Below are 21,742 nucleotides of genomic sequence, written 5' to 3'. Positions count from 1 at the left end.
TGGAAACCCGTCATGACGACGACATTCTCAAACACCGCTGTCGGCCTGATTGCCTTGCTCCTGATACTCGGCGATCAGGCGAAAGCCGATGGCATGGTCCCGGACACCTCCGTGGTGATCGTGCACGAGGCTGAAGGCGAAGCGTCCGTGTCGGTGACCAACACCGACAGCCAACTCGCCCTGTTGCATGTGACGTTGCAGAACATTCCGGAAGACACCGAACCGCTGCTGGTGGTGACACCACCGCTGTCACGGGTGGAAGCGTCCAAGTCCCAGCTGGTGCGTTTCATTCTGCAAAACCAGCAACCGTTACTGACCCAGCGGCTTAAACGCGCAGTGTTCGAAGGCATGCCCCAGGGCCGCGCCGCCACCGCCGCCGGGCATGCCCGCGTGGGTGTGACCGTGCGCCAGAACCTGCCGGTGATCGTGCACCCCAAGGGCCTGGCGCCCAACCGCACGCCCTGGACCGACCTGACCTGGACACTGCGCGAAGGCCAGTTGCAGGTGCGTAACGACACGCCGTACGTGGTACGCCTGGCGCAGGAGCTGCAACTACTGCCCGGTGACGGCAAGGCGCTGCTGCCACGCACCTATGTGCTGCCCGGCGAAGCCTTGAGCGTGCCGGCCAGCAGCAGCAGCCAGGCCAAGACGGTCAGGCTGCAGCCGGCCACGGTGTACGGGTTTGCGGTCAAGGCTTACGACGCACCGATCAGCTTCTGACAGAACACCCCAGGCGGCGTAGCCCCCTGCGCCGCCTGAGTAACGAAGTGACGGCTTAGTGATCGTCACCCGAACGCCCGGCCCACAAGGCCTGCGCGTTCACTACTCGAGTACCTTGCGTGAAAACAGTATTGAGTTACCGTGACGGCGAAGCCGTGCCCGCTCCCTCTGCCAGCCCTGCGCTGGTGTTGCTGCTGTGTGCGCTCATACCAACCCAGGTGTGCGCCGAAGATTCCAGCCCGTCCGGCTTCGATGCCCAGACCTTGCAACAACGTGGTATCGACCCACAGCTGGCCAGCCTGTTGTTGGCCGCACCGCGTTACGCGGCCGGGCAACATACCGTCAACCTGCGTGTCAACGGTCAGCGCCGTGGCCGGTTGGCGGTGAATTTTGATCAGCAGGGCAATCTGTGTTTCGACCGCGCCTTGCTGAACGCCGCCAATCTGGTGCCGCCCGGTGAAACCGAGGGCTGCCATGATTTTCTTGCGCGGTACCCGCAAACCTTGGTGGAGCCAGACCCGGCGACACTGACGGTATCGCTGGTGGTGCCCACCGAAGCCCTGCGCCCGGTACAACAGGATATCTCCGGCTATGAAACCGGCGGGTTTGCCGGCCTGATCAACTACGACCTCAGCGGCTTCTACAACCGCTTCGGCGATGACGCCAGCCGGTTTGGCTCGGCCAATACCGAGGTGGGTTTCAATGCCGGCGACTGGATCGTGCGCAGTCGCCAGGTGCAGACCTGGCAGGATGGCCTGTCACGCAGCACCCACTTGGAAGCCTATGCTCAACGCACCTTCGCCAGCCATCAGGCAGTGCTGCAGGCCGGCCAGATCAACCTGTACAACCCGGTGCTGTCGGGCGCACAGATCACCGGGGTGCAAGTGCTCACCGAACACGCCCTTCAGGAGCAGGGCCAGGGCGCGCTGATCCAAGGTATCGCCAACAGTCCCGCACAGGTCGAAGTGCGGCAGAACGGTGCGTTGATTCACTCCACCGTGGTGCCTGCCGGCCCCTTTGCCCTGACCGATGTGCGCCGGTTGAACACGCGCTCGGATGTGGAGGTCACGGTCAAGGAAAGTGTCGGCGGTGAGCGACGTTTCACTGTGCCGGCGGCCATGCTGGGTCTCGGGTTGCCGGCGCCGGGTTACTCCGTGGCGGCGGGCCGGGTACGTAATGTCGGCGACGCCAAAGGGGATGATCCATGGGTGGTCAGTGCCGGCTGGACAGGCGCCCTGCATCCTCAAGTGACCCTGGGCAGCGGCGTGCTGGCGGCCAGCGAATACCGCTCGGTGGGCGCCAGCCTGGGCTGGATTCCCTGGCTGGACAGTCAGGTCCAACTGTCCACGCAAGTGTCCAACACCCAGGCGCGTGAAAAAGTCTCCGGTGTGCAAACCGATCTTTCCTGGTCCCAGCGCCTCAACGAACAGTGGTCATTCAGCGCCGCCAATTCCTGGCGCAGCCCCGGCTACCGCGAACTCGAAGAGAGCACCTACGAGCGCGACGACCGCAATCGCGCTTCACGCTACCGCGACCAGCAAAGCCTCAACCTGGGGTGGTCGCACCCAATACTGGGTGCATTCAGCGCCGGGGTTTCGCGCTCATCCAACTTCGCCGGCGACAGCAGCAGCCGCGCATTGGCATCCTGGGGCACCAGTATTGGCGCGGTGTCTTTGTCAGCCAGCGCCGAATGGCAAATGGGCGGCAGCCAGCAACAAGATAACGCGGTTTACCTCAACATCAGTGTGCCGCTGGGCGAGAGTCGCCGACTGCGCAGTTGGGTACGCAACTCCGGCGGCGAAAACCGCACCGGCATGGGCGTGACCGAACAGATCGACGACCAGCTCAGCTACCGGGTCAGCGCCGAACATGACAGCAGCGATCATCAGGTGGAAACCACCGTCGGCGTCTCGGCGTTGCCACGCTACAGCCAGCTCGACTTCAGCTACAGCCGCTCCGATGCCGAGCGCTCCAGTTATCAAGGGGGGGCACGCGGCGCAGTGGTGATGCACGGTGGCGGCGTGACCCTTTCCCCCTACCCGGTGCGCGACACCTTTGCCCTGGTGTCCGTCGGCGACATGAGCGGCATCAAGCTCAGTACCCCCAGCGGGCCGGTCTGGACCGATTGGCAAGGCCAGGCCGTGGTGCCGCAAGTGGCCGCGTACGGGCGCAGCCCGGTGGAAGTCCAGACCCGCTCGCTGCCGCGCAATGCCGATATCAACAACGGCCTGGCAATGATCTCGGCCGGACGCGGCGCGGTGGACAGGGTCGAGTTCGGCGTCGGTTTGACCCGCCGTGTGTTGCTCACCGTCAGTCACGACGACGGCTCGCCGCTGCCTGCGGGCGCCTCCGTCAGCAGTGCCAGTGGTGAGTTTGTGACCTTGGTGCAGGACGGCAGCCAGGTCTTTCTGCCCAACGTACTGGATCAAACGACGCTGTGGATAACCACACCCCAGGGAGGCCGTTGCCAGTTGCACTACCAACTGGCAGCCAAAGCCGACCCGTCGGTGTACTTCGAATCGGCTCCCGCACGTTGCCGCGTACCTTGAGGATTTCTGTCATGCCCCTTGCAACCTGTATGCGCTCACTCTGTATGTGGCTACTGCTCGGCATCGCCGGCACGGCCCAAGCCTTGGAAGAATGCCAACTGAACGTCAGCGAAGCTCAGGTTGATTTCGGTCTGATGAACCGTCTTGCGCAACACGACGGCGCGCCGGAACGCTTGCTCGGTGAGCGCCGCCTGAGCGTGAACGTCAACTGCCCCCAGGCCGAAGACCTCAGCCTCTTCTATCGTGCGCTGGCTGCCACCCCGCAGCGCCTGCAATTTACCGAACACGGCAGCTATGCCATCGAGGTCGGCAATGCCGTGCTCGACGGTCGCGCCGTTGAATTGGGCTTGCTGACCGCTGCCGGCCAGCCCCCCGTGATGAGTGCAACGGTACTGGAGTGGCGCCCCGGGCACGGCATCGCACCGATTGAACAAGGTGCCGTGCTCATGGGCAAAACCCTTTCGTTGCAACTGACGCTACGCGCCTGGGCCGGTGTGGCGGCAATACAAGCCAGAGACGCAACTACCTGGGAAGTCTCTGGAATGCTGTACGGCGCAAGCCACGGCCGCTACCGGGAACTGACGCTGCGCGCGCACTTTGCGCCCGTTGCTTGCCTGCCGACACTGTCGGACCACGGCGTGGTCGACTATGGCACGTTGTACGCCAAGGACCTCAGCGCCACCAACGAAACACCCCTGCCCACCCGTACGCTGCGCCTGAACGTGAGCTGCGACGCGCCGATCCGCTTTGGCCTGCGCATGAAAGACAACCGCGACGGTTCGGCCACCGGCGGCACTGATGAAACGGCCTATGGACTGGACCTGGACGCCAGCCGTAACAAAATCGGGCGTTTTTATTTGACCATCGACCCGGGGGAATTCAGCGCCGATAGCTTTCCCACCTTGTACCGCACCGACTCCACCAGCAATGGCGTGGCGTGGAGCAGTTCCACCGCCCGGCAGATCCCCATGGCGGCCAACAGCCTGCTGGGTTTTACCGACAAGACGGGGGTCACCACCGGGCCGGTGTCCATCCAGACACTGACCGGCACGATGCGCATCAAGACGTATCTGGCGCCTATGCAAAGCCTGGATCTGCGTGATGTCGTGCGCATCAATGGGTCCGGCACTCTCGAAATCGTCTACTTGTAGGAGTTCGCATCATGAAAAGACACCTTCTTTGCAGCCTGTTTTTATGCGGCAGCGCCCAGGCACTGGCGGCCTCCACGGTTGACCTGAGCGTCCAGGGCCTGATCATTCCCGCCGCCTGCTTGCCACAACTCTCCAGCGGCGGCCTGATCGACTACGGCAAGATTGCCCAACAAGATCTGAACCTGGAGACCGCCACGCGCCTGCCTGTCAAGAACCTGCACATCGGCATTGCCTGCAACGGCCCCGTGCGCTATGCCTTGCGCATGGCTGACAACCGCGACGGCTCGGCCATGGTCAACAGCGAGATTTACTACGGGTTGGGGTTCGATAACAGCGGTAACCGCCTGGGAGTCTACTCCATGACCTTCGACCCTCGGCAGACGCAGGCCAGCAACACCGCACAGATCTACGGCACTGAATCCACCACCGGTGGCCTGGCGTGGCGAACCTCCAACCTCAACCCCATCGACATCGGCTCCAGGAGCTACCTGGGCTTCACGGACGTCGAGGGCAGCGTCAGCGGGCCCACGGCGATCGGTATCCTGGGAGGCATGGTGACGGTGCAGACCGTGATCAATGCGCGCAAGAATCTGGACTTGAGCGTAGAAACACCGCTCGATGGCTCGGCCACGCTGGAAGTGGTGTATCTCTAGACTTTCTCGCTGGTGACTTGCACATAGCGCGCACGGCCGGCGCCGAGGCCCGCGACGATGGCGCCCAGGCCGATCACGGCGAAGATCCAGCCGATAGCCGTCCAGCCGCCGGTCCAGTCATGTACCAGGCCGACCGCGAAAGGGCCGAGGGAGGCCAGGGTGTAGCCAATGCCTTGGGCCATGCTCGACAGGTTGGCCGCCACATGGGAATCGCTTGAACGCAACACGATCAGGGTCAGCGCCAGGCTGAACGTCCCGCCCTGCCCCAGGCCCAGCACAATCGCCCAACCCCACAGGCCATCCAGCGGCGCGTAGAGGCACCCGAACAAGCCGCCGAGCGTCAGCAGCATCACCACCACGATCGCTAGGCGCTGGTCCTTGCCCCGCGTCGCCAGCCACGGCGCGGCCAGGGAGCTGAGCAGTTGCACGATAATCGAGCCCGACAGCGCCAACCCGGCTTCGGTCGCGCTCAGGCCGCGGCCGATCAGGATCGACGGCAACCAGCCGAACACGATGTAGGCCAGTGACGACTGCAGGCCCATGTACAGGGTGACCTGCCAGGCCAGCGGATCGCGCAATAAACCCTTCACACGATAGGCCACACGATGGGCTCCGTGCTTCTGCCCAACCTGGGGCAACCAGACCAGGGCCGCCACCAGGGCCGGCAGGATCCAGAAGCCCAGGCCGATCTTCCAACTGTCGCCAAGGGCGTGGCTCAGTGGCACCGAGGCACCGGCCGCCATGGCGGCGCCCAAGCACAACGCCATGGTGTAGACACCGGTCATGGCGCCGGCCTGGCTGGCGAAATCGCGCTTGACGATACCCGGCAGCAACACGCCGATGATGCCAATGCTGGCACCTGCAACCAGGCTACCGAGGAACAACCCCACCTCACCGAACGAACTGCGCAGGATGATCCCCGCGGCCAGGGTCAGCAGGATGCCGAGCACCACGCGCTCGGCGCCGAAACGCCGGGCCAGCATCGGCGCGGTAGGTGCAAACAGGCCCAGGCACAGCACCGGCAAGGTGGTCAGTAAACCGGCCTTGGCGGCGGACAAGCCCAAACTGCTCGAAACCTCTGCCAGCAACGGCGACAGGCTCGACAAGGCCGGGCGCAGGTTCAAGGCCACCAACACCAGGCCCAGCAACAGCAGCCATGGCCGAACCACGCTCGGCTGCGCCTGCTGCACGCTGTCGTCGTCAGCTTCGGCGTCGATCAACAGTTCTTCGAGTTCGGTCTTGCGTGGGGCTTCAGAGTTCATTGATCAACTGCCGGCAGAGGGATTTGGCGCGGTCCGGGTCTTGTTGTTCCACCGCATCGAGTAGCGCTCCATGCAGGTCGAACACCGCCTGGCGTCGCGGTGAGCGGTTCAGGGTCTGGCGCAGCTGCGCGCCGACAATGGCGGAGAAGTAGTGGTACAGCTCGCTCAAGGCTGGGTTGTGCGCCGCATCCACCAAGTGCTGGTGGAAGATCAGGTCGGCACTGATATAGGCCTCCAGGTCACCGTGATAACGCTCGGCGCTGAGGTCGAGCGCCTTGCGCAATGCCGTAAGGTCCGCTTCGGTACGACGCAACGCAGCCAGGCCGATGGCCTCCACTTCCAGAATCTGGCGCGTCTCCTGCGCCTGCTCCAGCGTGCAATGAGACAGCGCCCGCATTGTGCCCAGCGGGTCGGTCATCGAGCGCAGGTAACTACCATCGCCCTGGCGAATGTCGATCAAGCCAGAGAAGGCCAATACCCGCATGGCCTCGCGCACGGTGTTACGGCTGATACCGAGCTCGGCGGACAGTTCGGGCTCAGTGGGCAGCCGCTCGCCGATGGCCCATACGCCTTGGGAGATGCGCAGGCGCAGTTGCTCCAGCGCTTGGTCGACCAGGGAGCGTTTGATCAGCGGGGCGATGTCTGTCATGGGTTTAGCGCTTTCGTCCAATCATAGGATGAATTTTCCTACAGGCTATTCGGAGTTGCCTACAAAGGCAACGCACTAGGGTTCTCAGGCAGGAAAAGGAGCAGTATTTTCGATTGGTAAAATTACCCTTAGAGGGTAATTATTGGACTCAGGTGTCTTATGGAAAAGTACACACCTCATTACGATTTGGCCCTGATCAAGGCGGATGTCAGGCGGCTTGGAAAACAAGCTTTTACCAAAACAGCACGCAACTGCGGGGAAAAGCTCGATCTGAGCATCACGCAAATGCAGGAGGTTGTTTACAAGCTAACGGGCAAGATGCTGTTTAAATCCATGACAAGTTATGGCGACCATTGCGTCTGGCAAGACGTTTATCACATTCACTCACATGGCCTGGAGATCTACATCAAGGTGACGTACCGCACGGACGGTAAACCTCCGGTGATCTCCTTCAAGGAGAGTAACCTATGAAAACAGAACAGTGCTTCAGCTGCGGCCAGCATGACGGAATGCGGCATTTTTCGGGTCGCAGCGAAACATCGGAAGTCAAAGGCTTGCACCGCCGAATCGACAACCTTTCAGGCTGGGAGTGCCAAAGTTGTGGTGAGGTGATCTTTGACCCTGAAGACGCGGACCGCTATTCAGATCACTGTGATGAGATGGTCTACAGCTTCAGACGAATGATCGGTAACGAGATAAAGCGCATTCGTCGCAAATTGCATCTTTCACAAAAGGACACTGTGCAACTGCTTTCCGGCGGCGGACATAACGCACTTTCACGTTACGAACGCGGTGAGCTGCTGGCGCCAAAATCCCTCGTCGTGCTTATGCGCTTGCTTGATCGCCACCCGCATCTGCTCGTTGATGCAAAAACCTTGAGTGAGGGTGCTGATATGCGTAACACAACGCATACAACCCACAAAGAACACGAGATCGCGACGACGCCCTGACTGAGGGCAAAAAACAAACCCGGCACCAGGCCGGGTTTATTTTTAACACTCCATCAATGCAGTATCTGGCTCAAGAACAACCGGGTCCGCTCATTCTGCGGGTTATCAAAGAAGTCATTCGGTGCCGCCTGTTCCACGATCTCGCCCTTGTCCATGAAGATCACGCGGTTGGCCACGGTGCGGGCGAAGCCCATTTCGTGGGTCACGCACAACATGGTCATGCCGTCTTCAGCCAGGCCGATCATGGTGTCCAGTACCTCTTTGACCATCTCCGGGTCCAGCGCCGACGTCGGCTCATCGAACAACATGATTTTGGGCTTCATGCACAGCGCGCGGGCAATCGCCACGCGCTGTTGCTGGCCACCTGAAAGCTGCCCGGGAAACTTGTGGGCCTGCTCCGGAATGCGCACACGCTCCAGGTAGTGCATGGCGATTTCCTCGGCCTTGCGCTTGGGCATCTTGCGCACCCACATCGGCGCCAGCGTGCAGTTTTGCAGGATGGTCAAATGCGGGAACAGGTTGAAGTGCTGGAACACCATGCCGACTTCACGGCGGATCGCTTCGATCTGCTTGAGGTCGTTGGTCAGCTCCACGCCATCGACCACAATGCGGCCCTGCTGGTGCTCTTCCAGGCGGTTGAGGCAGCGGATGGTGGTGGACTTGCCCGACCCCGAAGGGCCGCACAGCACAATACGCTCGCCCTGCTTGACGTTGAGGTTGATGTCTTTCAACACGTGGAATTGGCCGTACCACTTGTTGACGCCCTGCATCTGGATAATGCCTTCAGGGCTCACAGGCTGTTTGATTGCTTCGCTCATCAAAAAACTCCTAACGCTTGTGGCCAGTGTCGAGCTTGCGTTCCAGATGCATGGAATAGCGCGACATACCAAAACAGAAAATCCAGAACACCAGGGCGGCGAACACGTAGCCTTCAGTGGCCATGCCCAGCCATTTGGGGTCGGCGGCGGCTTGCTTGACGCTGTTGAGCAGGTCGAACAGGCCGATGATGATCACAAGGCTGGTGTCCTTGAACAGGGCGATGAAGGTGTTGACGATCCCTGGGATCACCATCTTCAAGGCCTGCGGCAAGATCACCAGGCCCATGCTGCGCCAGTAGCCCAGTCCCATCGCCGCAGCGGCTTCGTATTGGCCCTTGGGAATCGCCTGCAGACCACCGCGCACCACTTCGGCCACATAGGCCGACTGGAACAGGATCACACCGATCAGCGCCCGCAGCAGCTTGTCGAAGTTCATGCCCTCGGGCAGGAACAGGGGCAGCATCACCGACGACATGAACAGCACGGTGATCAACGGCACGCCGCGCCAGAACTCGATGAAGGTCACGCAGACCACCCGAATGGCGGGCATGTTCGAACGCCGTCCCAGCGCCAGCACAATGCCCAGCGGCAAGGCGCCGGCAATGCCCACGGTGGCGATCACCAGGGTCAGCATCAGGCCGCCCCATTGGCTGGTCGCCACATTACTCAGGCCGAACACGCCGCCGTGCAGCAAGCAGTAGGCGATGATCGGGTACAACACCAGAAAGCCCAGGCCGTAGATCGCCTTGCGAGGGAAACGCGAGATGAACAACGGCGCCACGCCCACGATGGCCAGCCACACCGTCATGTCCACGCGCCAGCGCAGGTCGACGGGGTAGTAGCCATACATGAACTGCCCGAAGCGCTGTTGGATAAACACCCAGCAGGCGCCCTCCTTGGTGCAGTCGGCGCGGGTGGTGCCCACCCAGTTGGCATCGAGGATGGCCCAGTGCAGGATCGGTGGCACCACCAGGTACACCAGGTAGATCGCCAGCAAGGTCAGCAGTGTATTGAGCCAGCTCGAGAACAAGTTGGCGCGCATCCAGGCCACCGGCCCGAAGACTTTGCTCGGCGGTGGCATGTCAGGTTTGAACGTATGCGTAGTCATGGGTGTGTCCTCACCGCTCGATCAGCGCAATGCGCTTGTTGTACCAGTTCATCAGCAGGGAAATGCTGATGCTGATCGCCAGGTACACGCTCATGGTGATGGCAATGACTTCAATGGCCTGGCCGGTCTGGTTGAGCACCGTGCCGGCAAACAGCGAAACCATTTCCGGATAACCGATACCGGCGGCCAACGACGAGTTTTTCGCCAGGTTCAGGTATTGGCTGGTCAGCGGCGGAATGATCACGCGCAGCGCTTGCGGGATGATGACCTTGCGCAGCGTCGGCCCCGGGCGCAGGCCTAGTGAACGTGCCGCTTCGGTCTGGCCATGGCTGACGGACTTGATGCCCGAGCGCACGATCTCCGCAATGAACGCCGCCGTGTACACGGTCAACGCCAGGGTCAACGCCAACAACTCAGGGATCAGCACCCAGCCACCGACGAAGTTGAAGCCCGCAAGCTTGGGCATTTCCCAATGCAATGGCGTACCGAAGATCACCACGCACAGCGTCGGGATTACCACCAGCAGCGCCAGGCCCGCCCAGAATTTATGGAAGGGAACCCCCGTCGCCTCAAAGCGCTTGTTGGCCCAGCGGGTCATCAGCACGATGGCAACGATGGCGACCACTAGGCTGGCGACAAACGGCCAGAACCCGTCGGAGGCCAGCGCTGCCGGCATGTTCAGGCCACGGCTGCTGACAAAGAAGGTGTCACCGAAGTTATGGCTGTTGCGCGGCCCTGGCATGGTCAGGAACACCGCGAAGTACCAGAACAGGATCTGCAACAGCGGCGGAATATTGCGGAACACCTCCACGTACACCGTCGCCAGCTTGTTGATCATCCAGTTAGGCGACAAGCGCGCCACGCCGATGATGAAGCCGAGCAGGGTTGCCAGCACCACACCGATGACGGTCACCAGCAAAGTGTTGAGCAGGCCGATGACAAACACCCGGGCATAGCTGTCCGATTCGGTGTAGTCGATCAAGTGCTGCGCGATGCCGAAGCCGGCACTGCGCTCAAGAAAGTCGAAACCCGAGGTGATGCCCCGGTGTTGCAGGTTGGTCTGGGTGTTATGGAACAGGTACCAGCCCAGCGAGACCACCGCCACGATCGTGATGATCTGGAACAGCCACGCACGCACTTTGGGGTCGCTGAAGCTGAGCTTCTGCTTGGGTGCGCCGATTTTATTTTGCATGAAGTGCCCCGAAAATAATGGAACAGAACATCACCCGGCAGTTGGCCTACCGGGTGACAGAACCATCAGCGATCAGCGCACAGGGGGTGCGTATTGAATGCCGCCGTTGTTCCACAGGGCGTTCAGGCCACGGTCGATTTCCAGCGGCGTGCTCTTGCCCAGGTTGCGCTCGAACATCTCGCCGTAGTTACCCACTTGCTTGACGATCTGTACCACCCAGTCCTTCTTCACTTTCAGGTCTTTGCCGTATTCGCCGTCGGCACCGAGCAGACGCGCAACGTCCGGGTTCTTGGTGGCCTTGGCTTCAGCCTCGACGTTCTTGGAGGTCACACCGGCCTCTTCCGCGTTGAGCATGGCGTAGCCCACCCAGCGCACGATGGCCAGCCACTCGTCATCGCCGTTACGCACGACCGGGCCCAGGGGCTCCTTGGAAATGGTTTCCGGCAGCACCACGTAGTCTTTCGGCGAGGCCAGCTTGCTGCGCTGGGCGAACAGCTGGGACTTGTCGGAAGTCAGTACGTCGCAACGCCCGGATTCCAGCGACTTGGCGCTTTCATCGGAGGTGTCGAAGGTGATCGGGGTGTATTTGAGGTTGTTGGCGCGGAAATAGTCGGAAACGTTCAGCTCGGTGGTGGTACCGGCCTGGATGCAGATGGTTGCACCATCCAGTTCCTTGGCACTTTTCACGCCCAGCTTGTTGTTCACCAGAAAGCCGATGCCGTCGTAGTAGGTAATGAAGCCCGGGAATTTCAGGCCCATGCCCGCGTCACGCGAGCTGGTCATGGTGGTGTTGCGCGACAGGATGTCGACTTCGCCGGATTGAAGCGCGGTGAAACGCTCCTTGGCGTTCAACTGGCTGAACTTGACCTTGGTGGCATCGCCAAATACGGCAGCCGCCACCGCGCGGCAATAGTCAGCGTCGATCCCGAGGATCTTGCCGCTGGCATCCGGCACCGAGAAACCCGGCAGGCCGTCACTCACACCGCACTGCACAAAGCCTTTCTTCTGCACGGCGTCCAGGGTGGCGCCCGCGTGGGCAAAACCACTGACACCCAGTACAGCCGCCGCAGAGACGATGGCCAGGGTGGATTTCAATACCTTCATTACAAACCTCCAATTGCTCTTGTTGTGTCGGAGCTCCAACCTCAGCGCACCCTTATGAGGCGATATCGACCCGTGTTGGTTTTTTTTGGGGCCAAGCAGCATGAGGTTTTTGCGGTAATTCCAGTTGCTTTCCCACAGGCGGCAGTCACTGATAGTGTTACCGTCCTAGGAGAGTTCTGACATCGAGCTACACATAGCAAGGCGCGTACCAGAGTCTTGGTCGAGTGGCTGCAACTGCGGTTACATGGCAAAAGATTCAGCCTTGCGACATTCTCTTAACAGATCAACCTGTTGCGCACCGTTCCGACGCACCTCATCGGAGCGCCCGCACATCTATGGAGCAGACATGACCGAACCCTTGATTCTTCAGCCCGCCAAGCCCGCAGACGCCTGCGTTATCTGGTTGCATGGCCTGGGCGCCGATCGCTACGACTTCCTGCCGGTGGCCGAAGCCCTGCAGGAAACCTTGCTGAGCACCCGCTTCGTTTTGCCCCAGGCGCCCACGCGTCCGGTGACCATTAATGGTGGCTACGAGATGCCGAGCTGGTACGACATCAAGGCCATGAGCCCCGCCCGTTCGATCAGCCTGGAAGAACTGGAAGCGTCGGCAAAAATGGTCACCGACCTGATCGAGGCGCAACAGAGAACCGGAATAGACACCTCGCGAATTTTCCTCGCCGGTTTTTCTCAAGGTGGCGCGGTGGTCTTCCACACCGCGTTTAAGAAATGGGAGGGCCCCTTGGGCGGTGTGATCGCCCTCTCCACCTATGCGCCCACCTTCGATAATGAGCTGGAATTATCCGCCAGCCAGCAACGCATCCCCACGCTGTGCCTGCACGGCCAGTACGACGAAGTGGTGCAGAACGCCATGGGCCGCAGTGCCTACGAGCATTTAAAGGGCCGTGGTGTCACCGTGACATGGCAGGAATACCCAATGGGCCACGAAGTGTTACCCCAAGAGATACACGATATAGGCACCTGGCTGACTGAACGCCTGCGCTGAATCCCGTGTTTATGTAGCCGTATGACAGACGCACTACGCCGCGCCCGATTCTTGCATTACACTGGCCGGCGTACATTCCTTAATCAATTAATGAGATGACCGTGCTCAAAGCACTCAAGAAGATGTTCGGCAAAAGCGAGGCTGAGCCGCTCGCGCCTGTTCCCAGTGCTCCTGCCCCCAAGCCCGGCAACCGCAATGACGGTCAACAGCCCGGCCGGAACGCACCCGCCGCCTCACCGAGCAAAACCACGGTGACGCCGCCTGAACAGGTAAAGCCTGCCGAGCCCGCCCCGACGCCTGTGGCCAAGCCCCGTCGCGAACGTGCGCCCAAGCCGCCCGTGACCCCCTGGAAACTCGAAGACTTCGTCGTCGAACCCCAGGAAGGCAAGACCCGCTTCCACGATTTCAAACTGGCCCCGGAACTGATGCACGCCATCCAGGACCTGGGTTTCCCGTACTGCACGCCCATCCAGGCGCAAGTGCTGGGCTTCACCCTCGCGGGCAAAGACGCCATCGGCCGCGCCCAGACCGGCACCGGCAAGACCGCCGCGTTCCTGATCTCGATCATCACCCAACTGCTGCAAACGCCGCCGCCCAAAGAGCGCTACATGGGTGAACCGCGTGCGCTGATCATCGCCCCGACCCGGGAGCTGGTGGTGCAGATCGCCAAGGACGCCGCCGACCTGACCAAGTACACCGGCCTCAACGTCATGACGTTCGTGGGCGGCATGGACTTCGACAAGCAGCTCAAGCACCTTGAGGCCCGTCATTGCGACATCCTCGTCGCCACCCCGGGCCGCCTGCTCGACTTCAACCAGCGTGGCGACGTACACCTGGACATGGTCGAAGTGATGGTGCTGGACGAAGCCGACCGCATGCTCGACATGGGCTTTATCCCGCAAGTACGCCAGATCATTCGTCAGACGCCGCCGAAAGCCGAGCGTCAGACTTTGCTGTTCTCCGCGACTTTCACCGAAGACGTGATGAACCTCGCCAAGCAGTGGACCACCGACCCATCCATCGTCGAGATCGAAGCACTCAACGTTGCCAGCGAAAACGTCGAGCAGCATATCTACGCCGTCGCCGGTGCCGACAAGTACAAGCTGCTCTACAACCTGGTCAACGACAACGGTTGGGAACGCGTGATGGTCTTCGCCAACCGCAAGGACGAAGTGCGCCGCATTGAAGAGCGCCTGGTGCGCGACGGCGTCAACGCTGCGCAACTGTCGGGTGATGTGCCGCAGCACAAGCGCATCAAGACCCTGGAAGGCTTCCGTGAAGGCAAGATCCGCGTGCTGGTGGCTACCGATGTAGCCGGTCGCGGTATTCATATCGACGGCATCAGCCACGTGATCAACTTCACCCTGCCGGAAGTGCCGGACGACTATGTGCACCGCATTGGCCGTACCGGACGTGCCGGGGCAGCGGGTGTGTCGATCAGCTTTGCAGGGGAAGATGACTCGTACCAGCTGCCGTCCATCGAGGCGTTGCTGGGGCGCAAGATCAGCTGTGAGACGCCGCCGACGCACTTGCTGCGGGCTGTAGAACGCAAACGCCCCTGATACCGGAATGCGATAAAAAGATGTGGGAGCTGGCTTGCCTGCGATGCAGACACCTCGGTTTTTCAGTCACGCCGAGGTGATGCTATCGCAGGCAAGCCAGCTCCCACATCGGTTTCTGCGTCTGGCTGGCTACTTCCAGCGATCCGCTGCGGCGTGGTCACTGCTGCGCCCTTCTACCCAACGCGGCCCCTCGCTGGTGTTTTCCTTCTTCCAGAACGGCGCCCGCGTCTTCAAGTAGTCCATTACAAAGGCACAGGCATCAAACGCCGCCTGCCGGTGCGCACTGGCCGCGCCGACAAACACAATCGGCTCGCCCGGTTCCAGCGTGCCGATACGGTGCAGCACCTCCAGCTTGAGCAACGGCCAGCGCTGTTCGGCTTCCACGGCGATCTTGGCCAGGGCTTTTTCGGTCATGCCGGGGTAGTGTTCAAGAAACATCCCCGACACCTCGCGCCCGTCATTGAAGTCGCGTACATAGCCGACAAAGCTCACCACCGCGCCCACGCCCACGTTGGCCGCGTGCATGGCGTTGACTTCGGCACCTGGATCAAAGGCTTCGACCTGCACACGAATGGCCATGATCAGCCTCCGGTCACGGGTGGGAAGAAGGCGACTTCATCGCCGGCTTGCACCGGCTCGTCCAGGCTGCACAACTCCTCGTTGCGCGCACACATCAGGCTCGCTTCGTTGAGCACGGCGAATTCCGGATCAGCAGCCAGCGCGAGGCGCACGGCGTCAACAGTGGCAAACTCACCTTCCATCTCCAGCGAATCGAAGCCCACCGCTTCGGCGTAGCGCGCAAAAAACAGTACGTTGATACTCATTGCTCATCCGCCTTGAAATGCCCGCTCTTACCGCCCAGCTTTTCCAGCAGGCGAATACTCTCAATGGTCATGCCGCGATCCACCGCCTTGCACATGTCGTAAATCGTCAGTGCGGCGACGCTGGCGGCGGTCAGGGCTTCCATCTCAACGCCGGTCTGCCCGGAGAGTTTGCAGCGCGCCACGATACGAACCGCGTCTGTGCCGTCGGCACTCAGCTCCACCTTGACGCCGGTGAGCATCAACGGGTGGCACAGAGGGATCAAGTCACTGGTTTTTTTCGCTGCCTGGATCCCGGCAATGCGGGCCACGGCAAACACGTCGCCTTTGGGGTGGGCGCCGTCGACAATCATTTGCAGGGTGGCGGGCAGCATGCGCACCCGCGCTTGCGCCACGGCCTCACGGAACGTCACGGCTTTGTCGGTGACGTCGACCATGTGGGCGCGACCTTGGGAATCGAGATGAGTCAGCACAGGGATACTCCTGATCAGGAGCAGGGATTGTAAACCTGTGGGTCAAAATTTGCGCAGGGCTGTTTATCCCCCCCTGTAGGAGCGAGCTTGCTCGCGAAAAACTCTCAGGCGCCGCGTTTACCCAAGGTGCACGCGTTATCGTTGGCGTTTTTCGCGAGCAAGCTCGCTCCTACATTCAAGGTTAGAACAGGAAGGTAAACCCGGCATTGATCCCGTTGTTGTTACCGCGGTTGGACAGCAAGCCACTGTAGTTCAATGACACCAGGGTGTCCTTGGTCAGCGCCATTTGTGCACTGGCCTTGATCACCGCGCCATCCCTGGCCACAGGCACGCTGTTGACGGCGAAGGCCGTGTCACTGCCGGAAAACTTCAGAGAAGCTTCACGATCGGTATCACCAAACTGGTGCTCCCAACCCAGCTCACCGCGCAGGGTCACCGCCGAGGTGGACGTGAGCGGCAGCTGGGTATGGCCACGCACGCCCAGGGTGGAGAGTGTCGCGTCCTGGCTTTGCTGGCTGGCATGCAAGGCTGCGGCACCGCCTTTTTCCTTGAACGAGTCGCTTTGATAGTTCAGGTACGTGAGGTTGGCGAAGGGTTCAAACACGGTCCACTGGGTGTAACCGATCTCGGCAAACACTTGGTCGGTACGCGCGTTGTAGTCGGCCTTGGCATGGTCCGACTGATTGGCATAGGCCACCCGTCGCGAAGTGTCCAGACGGTGCCAGGTGCTGGCACCGCCCAGGCGCAGGGCAATCGCCTCGAAGCGTTTGCCGCCATAGACCGACAGGTGATAGTTGTCGCTGTCCGCCGACGCCGACTGGCCGTTAAGGTGGCTTTGGGTGTAACCGGTCGCCGCCCCCAGACGCCAGCCGTCGTTCACCTCGGTGTCCAGGCCCAGCAGTACGCCGCTGGTGGACGAGGAGTAGCCGCTGGCGTTGTTATCACCACTGACGTTGTTGCGCCCACCAAGTAGCTGTACCCAGCCGCCGTTGTCACGGCTGTCGATCTGCGCGCTGGAGTCCAGTGCCTGCGCCTGTTGCAGGCGAGCGTTGACCGCTTCACGCAGGTAGCGGCTGTCAGCCATTTGCGCTGCGGCCACGTCCGAATGCAATTGCCCTGAAAGTTGCTTGAAGCCCTGCCGCGCCTGGGCGGCGGAATCCGACGCCAACAGGCTTTCGTAGACCGGGCTGCCAGCGCCCAATGTCTCGGCCACCGTCGCCACCGCTCTCTCATTGCGGGTTTGCGCGACACTGGCGAAGGTGGTCTGGTTGCGGGCTATCGCCAGGGTCAATTGGTTCGGTTGATAGTTGAGCGCAGTGCCAATGAACAGGTAGTTGGGGGCAAACGCTGCAAACTGCCCCTGGATACCTTGGCTGGCACTGAGGATATTGAACTGCTGGCCCAGCAAGCTGCGCGCCTCGGTGGCGGTCAACAGGTTGGGGCTGTTCTCCAGGGACACGTTCACCACACCGCCATTGAGGGTCGCCACCCCGCTGCTCTGCAACTGGTCGCTGCGGCCATCGGCCCCGACTTCGACGGCATACACCGAACCCGGGTTGAACGTGACATCGCCGGTGCGCAGTGTGCCAATCGAATGCCCCGGGGCCACTCGCCCACCGTTGTTGACGGTCAAGGCGCCCACCGTGCCGTTGCCGGCCAGGGTGCCGCCCAGTGTGGTCATCACGCCGTTATCGGCATTGCGCGTGCCTACGGCGCTGCTATCTACCGTCACGGCAGAGGTCAATGCGCCGTCCACCGACAATTTGCCTCCGCGCACCCAAGTACTGCCCGAATAGCTGTTCTGGCCTTCCAGCACCAACTCGCCATCCCCGGACTTGACCAGGCTACCGACGTAGGTGCTGCCGGTGAGCACGTCCTGGCCGCGGGTGAGTGTTGCCTGCTCCCGGGCATGACCAATGTCGTATTCAAACTGATCGTCGGCCGAGGCATTGGCGGGCAGGCCATCGAGCCAGCCTTTTTGCTGCTTGGTGGCGGCCCAGGTCGCCTGTTCGGCAGCGTCTTCTACGCGACGGGCGCGAATGGCCTCATCGGAAATCGGGTTGGCCCAGATATCGCGGGTACCGCTGGGCAACGCCACTGCTACCGCACCGAGGAACTGCCCCGGCCCTTGCATAGCTTTTTGCAGGTTGGGCAAGCCCCAGCCACTGACCACACCTGGTACTTGTGGGACACCCGGCGCGGCATCATGCACCGGTTGCAGGTTGTCATAGGTGCGGCCTCCGGTCAGCTCGCCAACCGGCGTGTCCGGGCCATCCGGCGCCTGCAGGCTGGAGGTGGTCAGCAACACGTCCCGCGCCTGGCTGGGCGTCATATAGGGGAAGCGCTGCATCACCAACGCCAGGGCTCCGGAGACGCTCGGCGCGGCGGCCGAGGTGCCGTTGGCATTCGGGATAATTTCGCCCTCGGGGCCGGCGGACGGGATGCCCGACACGCCCATCACGCACCACCACTTGGAGGTACCGCAACGGTTGTAGACCTGGGCGCTGGTCTCGTCGTAGCCGGTGATGGAGAGGAACTTAGCTTCGATATCCGGCTTGAAAAACGGCAGGTTCGCATTGGTGTCCGGGTTGGCACCGTGGCTGTCGTTGCCCGCAGAGATGATCTGGATGAACGTGTTTTGCCGGGCCGCATCGGCCATGGCGTCCATCCAGGTTTTCTGCCCGGCGTGGGCTTTGTCCCAGAACGGGCGATAGGCGGCGGTCATGTCGCGCAGGTTCTGCGCGGCGCTGTCGCCGACGTTGCCGAAGTGGTTCTCCACGTCATTACGCGAGCTCTGCCCCCAGCTCTGGTTGACGATCGCCACGTTCTTCGCCGCCAGGGCGTTGTAGCTGGCCATGAATGCGTTGTAGTCGAGGTCGTTGGAGCCTTGGTAGCGGTCGTTGTCGCTGCCGCCGGTGTTGGCGACAAACAGATTGGCGTCGAAGGCAATGCCGTGCATACCGGTGCCGTCGCGGTTGGCGGCCAGCACCCCGGACATTTCTGTGCCATGCCCGTCGTTGAACGCGGGGTCGTATTCCCCTGGGATGCTGAAATGTTCGCCCTGCTTGAACTCGCCGCTGGGCACTTCAAGGCGGTAGCGCGGGTGGGTGGCGTAGTACTCGCCCGTGGAGGTCACCGCCTGCACCCGGTCCTGGCCCTGAGCGTTCTTGCCCTGGAACTCGGAGTGTTCGGTGAGGATGCCCGAGTCCAGCACGCCAACATTGACCCCCTTGCCAGTGATGCCCAGGGCATAGGCGTAATACGCGTTGGTGCGGTCCAGGCCGGAGTTGACCTGGGCTTCCGGGGTCTTCCAGGTTTGCGCGTTGGCGCTCCAGTCACGGGTTGCCCCAGCCCAGGACTGGCCTGCGTTCAACTGCCCGCTGAGGTTGCTGCTAACGCCCGGCTCGACGTAAGTGTAAGGCTTGGCGGCCGGCAGGTTGGCGATAATGGCTTTGGAGAAGTCGAGGATATTGGTGGTGTAACGGCCGCTGTTGCTGAACAGCCGGCTGCGGTAGTAGTCCAGGCGCGAGGCATAGTCCAGTGGCCGCCGGGTGTCGCCGAGCATGGCGCCGATGGTCAGGTTTTCGGGTTGTAGCTCGTAGTTTTGCTTGAGGGCCGAATCGAACTTGCCGGACTGGGCGGCGAAATCCTTGGCCGCGAGATCGACGATATCGGCGTAGGCAAACCTGAGGTTTTTGTACACGGCAGTCTCAGGGCCGAATGAGGCGACGGCTGTCCTGAACGCCGACTCCAATACCTGCGGGGTGTAAGGGTTATCGTCTGCCCTGGCCATGGAACCGTGGCCCAGCCATAACGCCAGGCCGAGTGCTATGGGTGTGAGGGGGATGGTCTTGAAACGGGGGGTACGATTGCGTTGCGACACAGTGAAGCCATTACCTGCTACGTCCATTTTCCTTTCCCTTTGGATATGTGCGTCATCAATGAGCGGTGTTTCGGGCTTTTGTAATAGGCAGGGTCACGGTGAAAACCCTGGACAGGTTTTCCAAGCGTTCGTCGAATCAAGGAGGTGGCGTTCCGACGGGGTCAAGCAGTCTTCTTATTGTTTTTACCGCAGAAAAAATGTAACAAAATAATTACAGAAACCACAAGCACCCAGGACGCGTTAACGCAGGCAAATGTCGCACATAACAAAAACCCCGGATTTCGTGAAAAATCCAGGGCTTTTCGCAGCGGGTTCAGCGTAGTTACAGATGGGACTCGGCGTATTCAGCCAGGATCGAACGCGGTACCCCTTGCAGCGCAATGTGCACGCCGTTCGGGAAGTCCTTGAAGCGTTCCGTCAGGTAAGTCAGCCCGGAGCTGGTCGCGGACAGGTAAGGGGTGTCGATCTGCGCCAGGTTGCCCAGGCACACCACTTTGGAACCGGCGCCGGCACGGGTGATGATGGTTTTCATCTGGTGCGGTGTGAGGTTCTGGCATTCATCGATCAGAATCAGGCTCTGCTGGAAGCTGCGACCTCGGATGTAGTTGAGGGATTTGAACTGCAACGGCACTTTGCTGAGGATGTAGTCGACGCTGCCATGGGTGTTTTCGTCATCCATGTGCAAGGCTTCGAGGTTGTCGGTAATCGCCCCCAGCCACGGCTCCATTTTTTCCGCCTCGGTACCGGGCAGAAAGCCGATTTCCTGGTCCAGGCCCTGCACGCTGCGGGTGGCGATGATGCGGCGATAGCGTTTGGTGACCATGGTCTGTTCGATGGCGGCGGCCAGGGCCAGGATGGTTTTGCCCGAACCTGCGGCGCCGGTCAGGTTGACCAGGTGAATGTCCGGATCGAGCAGCGCATACAGCGCCAGGCTCTGGTAGATATCACGCGGTTTCAGGCCCCAGGCTTCCTGGTGCAACAGGGGTTCCTGATGCAGGTCGAGGATCAGCAACTTGTCGACCTGGATCTCTTTGATCCAGCCCACGAAGCCCTGTTCATCGACGATAAACTCATTGATATGCACGGCCGGCAGGTTGTCGATCAGCTGTACCTGATGCCAGGTGCGGCCGTGGTCCTGACGGGTTTCGACCTTGCTCACACGGTCCCAGAACGAACCGGTCATCATGTGATAACCACGCGAGAGCATCGACACATCGTCGACCAGTTGGTCGGTACTGTAGTCCTCGGCAGCGATCCCACACGCTCGTGCCTTGAGGCGCATATTGATGTCTTTGGTCACCAGCACCACGCGCAGGTCCTTGTCGCGGGCGTGCAGGTCGATCAATTGGTTGATGATTTTGTTGTCGTTCAGGTTTTCCGGCAGCAGGCTGTTGGGCTCGCTGCGCTTGCTCATCAGGATCGACAGCAAGCCCTTCGGGCCGCCCTTGCCACGCTGGATCGGTACGCCGACTTCAACGTCCTCGGGCGAGGCTTCACCGAGGGTCTTGTCGATCAGGCGGATGGCCTGGCGGCATTCGGCGGCAACGCTGTGGTGGCCGCTTTTGAGTTTGTCGAGCTCCTCAAGCACGATCATCGGGATGGCGACGTGGTGTTCTTCGAAGTTCAGCAGTGCGTTTGGATCGTGGATCAATACGTTGGTATCAAGCACATAAAGGATTGGCTGGTCGGAAGAAGGGTTACGTCCATGATCATCCATACTCGGTCACCTTTGTGGGAGCCATTCGACGCAATACCTGGGCGGTGCTGCGCCTCGATTCGACCACCGATTGCACCTTGAACAAGGTCAAGTGCAGTGCCCACAGGAGGAGTCTTGGAAGACGCCA

The 21,742-nt window shown here is 61.1% G+C and carries 19 protein-coding genes; 8 read left to right on the top strand and 11 right to left on the bottom strand.

Annotated elements, in window-relative coordinates; all coding sequences use genetic code 11:
* Nucleotides 1-12: 12 nt before the first annotated feature.
* The 4 genes from BT199_RS07355 (at nucleotide 13) to BT199_RS07340 (ending at nucleotide 5,073) form a co-directional block, all read left to right on the top strand.
* Entirely contained in the window at nucleotides 13-720 is a 708-nt protein-coding gene (locus BT199_RS07355) for a fimbria/pilus chaperone family protein (protein WP_072434214.1), read from the top strand.
* 119 nt (nucleotides 721-839) lie between these two features.
* The gene (locus BT199_RS07350) at nucleotides 840-3,269 is read left to right on the top strand and encodes a fimbria/pilus outer membrane usher protein (RefSeq protein WP_175556199.1); all 2,430 of its coding nucleotides are present in this window, start codon (nucleotides 840-842) and stop codon (nucleotides 3,267-3,269) included.
* Between the two features lie 11 nt (nucleotides 3,270-3,280).
* Entirely contained in the window at nucleotides 3,281-4,420 is a 1,140-nt protein-coding gene (locus tag BT199_RS07345) for a DUF1120 domain-containing protein (protein ID WP_371914249.1), read from the top strand.
* Between the two features lie 11 nt (nucleotides 4,421-4,431).
* The gene (locus tag BT199_RS07340; RefSeq protein WP_072434211.1) at nucleotides 4,432-5,073 is read left to right on the top strand and encodes a DUF1120 domain-containing protein; all 642 of its coding nucleotides are present in this window, start codon (nucleotides 4,432-4,434) and stop codon (nucleotides 5,071-5,073) included.
* Here the strand turns inward: BT199_RS07340 and BT199_RS07335 are convergent.
* Nucleotides 5,070-6,335 (bottom strand): CynX/NimT family MFS transporter, encoded by a 1,266-nt coding sequence (locus BT199_RS07335; protein WP_072434210.1) that lies wholly within the window; start codon nucleotides 6,333-6,335, stop codon nucleotides 5,070-5,072. The genes BT199_RS07340 and BT199_RS07335 overlap by 4 nt on opposite strands.
* Nucleotides 6,325-6,984 (bottom strand): FadR/GntR family transcriptional regulator, encoded by a 660-nt coding sequence (locus BT199_RS07330; protein WP_072434209.1) that lies wholly within the window; start codon nucleotides 6,982-6,984, stop codon nucleotides 6,325-6,327. Before BT199_RS07330 ends, BT199_RS07335 begins: the two co-directional genes overlap by 11 nt.
* Before the next feature lie 159 nt (nucleotides 6,985-7,143).
* On the opposite strand from BT199_RS07330, the gene BT199_RS07325 reads away from it, so the two are divergent.
* On the top strand, nucleotides 7,144-7,455 hold the full coding sequence (locus tag BT199_RS07325) for a type II toxin-antitoxin system MqsR family toxin (protein WP_019817631.1): 312 nt from the start codon (nucleotides 7,144-7,146) through the stop codon (nucleotides 7,453-7,455).
* Nucleotides 7,452-7,934 carry a type II toxin-antitoxin system MqsA family antitoxin gene (locus tag BT199_RS07320; RefSeq protein ID WP_014717023.1) on the top strand — a complete coding sequence of 161 codons (483 nt, stop codon included), beginning with the start codon at nucleotides 7,452-7,454 and terminating at the stop codon, nucleotides 7,932-7,934. The genes BT199_RS07325 and BT199_RS07320 overlap by 4 nt, the downstream gene beginning before the upstream one ends.
* A 53-nt stretch (nucleotides 7,935-7,987) precedes the next feature.
* Here the strand turns inward: BT199_RS07320 and BT199_RS07315 are convergent, their stop codons facing one another.
* From BT199_RS07315 to BT199_RS07300, 4 genes are all read right to left on the bottom strand, one after another.
* On the bottom strand, nucleotides 7,988-8,752 hold the full coding sequence (locus tag BT199_RS07315; protein WP_003188759.1) for an amino acid ABC transporter ATP-binding protein: 765 nt from the start codon (nucleotides 8,750-8,752) through the stop codon (nucleotides 7,988-7,990).
* A gap of 10 nt (nucleotides 8,753-8,762) precedes the next feature.
* Nucleotides 8,763-9,860, bottom strand: a complete 1,098-nt coding sequence (locus BT199_RS07310) for an amino acid ABC transporter permease (RefSeq protein ID WP_014717022.1) — start codon at nucleotides 9,858-9,860, stop codon at nucleotides 8,763-8,765.
* A gap of 10 nt (nucleotides 9,861-9,870) precedes the next feature.
* Nucleotides 9,871-11,052 carry an amino acid ABC transporter permease gene (locus BT199_RS07305; RefSeq protein WP_072434208.1) on the bottom strand — a complete coding sequence of 394 codons (1,182 nt, stop codon included), beginning with the start codon at nucleotides 11,050-11,052 and terminating at the stop codon, nucleotides 9,871-9,873.
* 72 nt (nucleotides 11,053-11,124) lie between these two features.
* On the bottom strand, nucleotides 11,125-12,156 hold the full coding sequence (locus BT199_RS07300) for an amino acid ABC transporter substrate-binding protein (protein WP_014717020.1): 1,032 nt from the start codon (nucleotides 12,154-12,156) through the stop codon (nucleotides 11,125-11,127).
* A 346-nt stretch (nucleotides 12,157-12,502) separates the two neighbouring features.
* Here BT199_RS07300 and BT199_RS07295 point away from each other — a divergent pair, with 346 nt between their 5' ends.
* Both BT199_RS07295 and rhlB read left to right on the top strand, forming a co-directional pair.
* Nucleotides 12,503-13,159 (top strand): alpha/beta hydrolase, encoded by a 657-nt coding sequence (locus tag BT199_RS07295; RefSeq protein ID WP_072434207.1) that lies wholly within the window; start codon nucleotides 12,503-12,505, stop codon nucleotides 13,157-13,159.
* Nucleotides 13,160-13,254: 95 nt separating this feature from the next.
* A complete protein-coding gene (gene rhlB / locus BT199_RS07290) occupies nucleotides 13,255-14,721 on the top strand; it encodes an ATP-dependent RNA helicase RhlB (RefSeq protein ID WP_014717018.1) in 1,467 nt (488 codons plus the stop codon).
* Between the two features lie 129 nt (nucleotides 14,722-14,850).
* On the opposite strand, the gene moaE is transcribed toward rhlB, so the two are convergent.
* From moaE to BT199_RS07265, 5 genes are all read right to left on the bottom strand, one after another.
* Nucleotides 14,851-15,300, bottom strand: coding sequence for a molybdopterin synthase catalytic subunit MoaE (moaE, locus tag BT199_RS07285; protein ID WP_014717017.1), 450 nt, complete (start codon nucleotides 15,298-15,300; stop codon nucleotides 14,851-14,853).
* 2 nt (nucleotides 15,301-15,302) lie between these two features.
* On the bottom strand, nucleotides 15,303-15,545 hold the full coding sequence (gene moaD, locus BT199_RS07280) for a molybdopterin converting factor subunit 1 (RefSeq protein WP_014717016.1): 243 nt from the start codon (nucleotides 15,543-15,545) through the stop codon (nucleotides 15,303-15,305).
* A complete protein-coding gene (gene moaC, locus BT199_RS07275; RefSeq protein WP_014717015.1) occupies nucleotides 15,542-16,015 on the bottom strand; it encodes a cyclic pyranopterin monophosphate synthase MoaC in 474 nt (157 codons plus the stop codon). Before moaC ends, moaD begins: the two co-directional genes overlap by 4 nt.
* A 181-nt stretch (nucleotides 16,016-16,196) precedes the next feature.
* Nucleotides 16,197-19,925 carry an autotransporter domain-containing protein gene (locus tag BT199_RS07270; RefSeq protein WP_072434206.1) on the bottom strand — a complete coding sequence of 1,243 codons (3,729 nt, stop codon included), beginning with the start codon at nucleotides 19,923-19,925 and terminating at the stop codon, nucleotides 16,197-16,199.
* A 295-nt stretch (nucleotides 19,926-20,220) separates the two neighbouring features.
* Complete coding sequence (locus tag BT199_RS07265; protein ID WP_003188745.1) at nucleotides 20,221-21,615, bottom strand: PhoH family protein; 1,395 nt, start codon at nucleotides 21,613-21,615, stop codon at nucleotides 20,221-20,223.
* Nucleotides 21,616-21,742 lie beyond the last annotated feature (127 nt).

This window comes from Pseudomonas sp. NFR02 (genome assembly GCF_900119375.1).
Classification (GTDB): Bacteria; Pseudomonadota; Gammaproteobacteria; order Pseudomonadales; family Pseudomonadaceae; genus Aquipseudomonas; species Aquipseudomonas paracarnis.
The sequence above is the reverse complement of the archived record's forward strand: the minus strand, read 5'-3'. Positions and strand labels throughout refer to the sequence as shown.

Excerpts from the sequence above, each read along its gene's own strand:
- BT199_RS07325 (WP_019817631.1), top strand. The coding sequence starts at position 7,144 with ATGGAAAAGTACACACCTCATTACGATTTGGCCCTGATCAAGGCGGAT.
- BT199_RS07355 (WP_072434214.1), top strand. The coding sequence starts at position 13 with ATGACGACGACATTCTCAAACACCGCTGTCGGCCTGATTGCCTTGCTC.
- BT199_RS07265 (WP_003188745.1), bottom strand. The coding sequence starts at position 21,615 with ATGGATGATCATGGACGTAACCCTTCTTCCGACCAGCCAATCCTTTAT.
- BT199_RS07315 (WP_003188759.1), bottom strand. The coding sequence starts at position 8,752 with ATGAGCGAAGCAATCAAACAGCCTGTGAGCCCTGAAGGCATTATCCAG.
- BT199_RS07295 (WP_072434207.1), top strand. The coding sequence starts at position 12,503 with ATGACCGAACCCTTGATTCTTCAGCCCGCCAAGCCCGCAGACGCCTGC.
- BT199_RS07310 (WP_014717022.1), bottom strand. The coding sequence starts at position 9,860 with ATGACTACGCATACGTTCAAACCTGACATGCCACCGCCGAGCAAAGTC.
- BT199_RS07330 (WP_072434209.1), bottom strand. The coding sequence starts at position 6,984 with ATGACAGACATCGCCCCGCTGATCAAACGCTCCCTGGTCGACCAAGCG.
- rhlB (WP_014717018.1), top strand. The coding sequence starts at position 13,255 with ATGACCGTGCTCAAAGCACTCAAGAAGATGTTCGGCAAAAGCGAGGCT.
- BT199_RS07335 (WP_072434210.1), bottom strand. The coding sequence starts at position 6,335 with ATGAACTCTGAAGCCCCACGCAAGACCGAACTCGAAGAACTGTTGATC.
- BT199_RS07270 (WP_072434206.1), bottom strand. The coding sequence starts at position 19,925 with ATGGACGTAGCAGGTAATGGCTTCACTGTGTCGCAACGCAATCGTACC.
- BT199_RS07300 (WP_014717020.1), bottom strand. The coding sequence starts at position 12,156 with ATGAAGGTATTGAAATCCACCCTGGCCATCGTCTCTGCGGCGGCTGTA.
- moaD (WP_014717016.1), bottom strand. The coding sequence starts at position 15,545 with ATGAGTATCAACGTACTGTTTTTTGCGCGCTACGCCGAAGCGGTGGGC.
- BT199_RS07345 (WP_371914249.1), top strand. The coding sequence starts at position 3,281 with ATGCCCCTTGCAACCTGTATGCGCTCACTCTGTATGTGGCTACTGCTC.
- BT199_RS07320 (WP_014717023.1), top strand. The coding sequence starts at position 7,452 with ATGAAAACAGAACAGTGCTTCAGCTGCGGCCAGCATGACGGAATGCGG.
- moaE (WP_014717017.1), bottom strand. The coding sequence starts at position 15,300 with ATGGCCATTCGTGTGCAGGTCGAAGCCTTTGATCCAGGTGCCGAAGTC.
- BT199_RS07340 (WP_072434211.1), top strand. The coding sequence starts at position 4,432 with ATGAAAAGACACCTTCTTTGCAGCCTGTTTTTATGCGGCAGCGCCCAG.
- BT199_RS07305 (WP_072434208.1), bottom strand. The coding sequence starts at position 11,052 with ATGCAAAATAAAATCGGCGCACCCAAGCAGAAGCTCAGCTTCAGCGAC.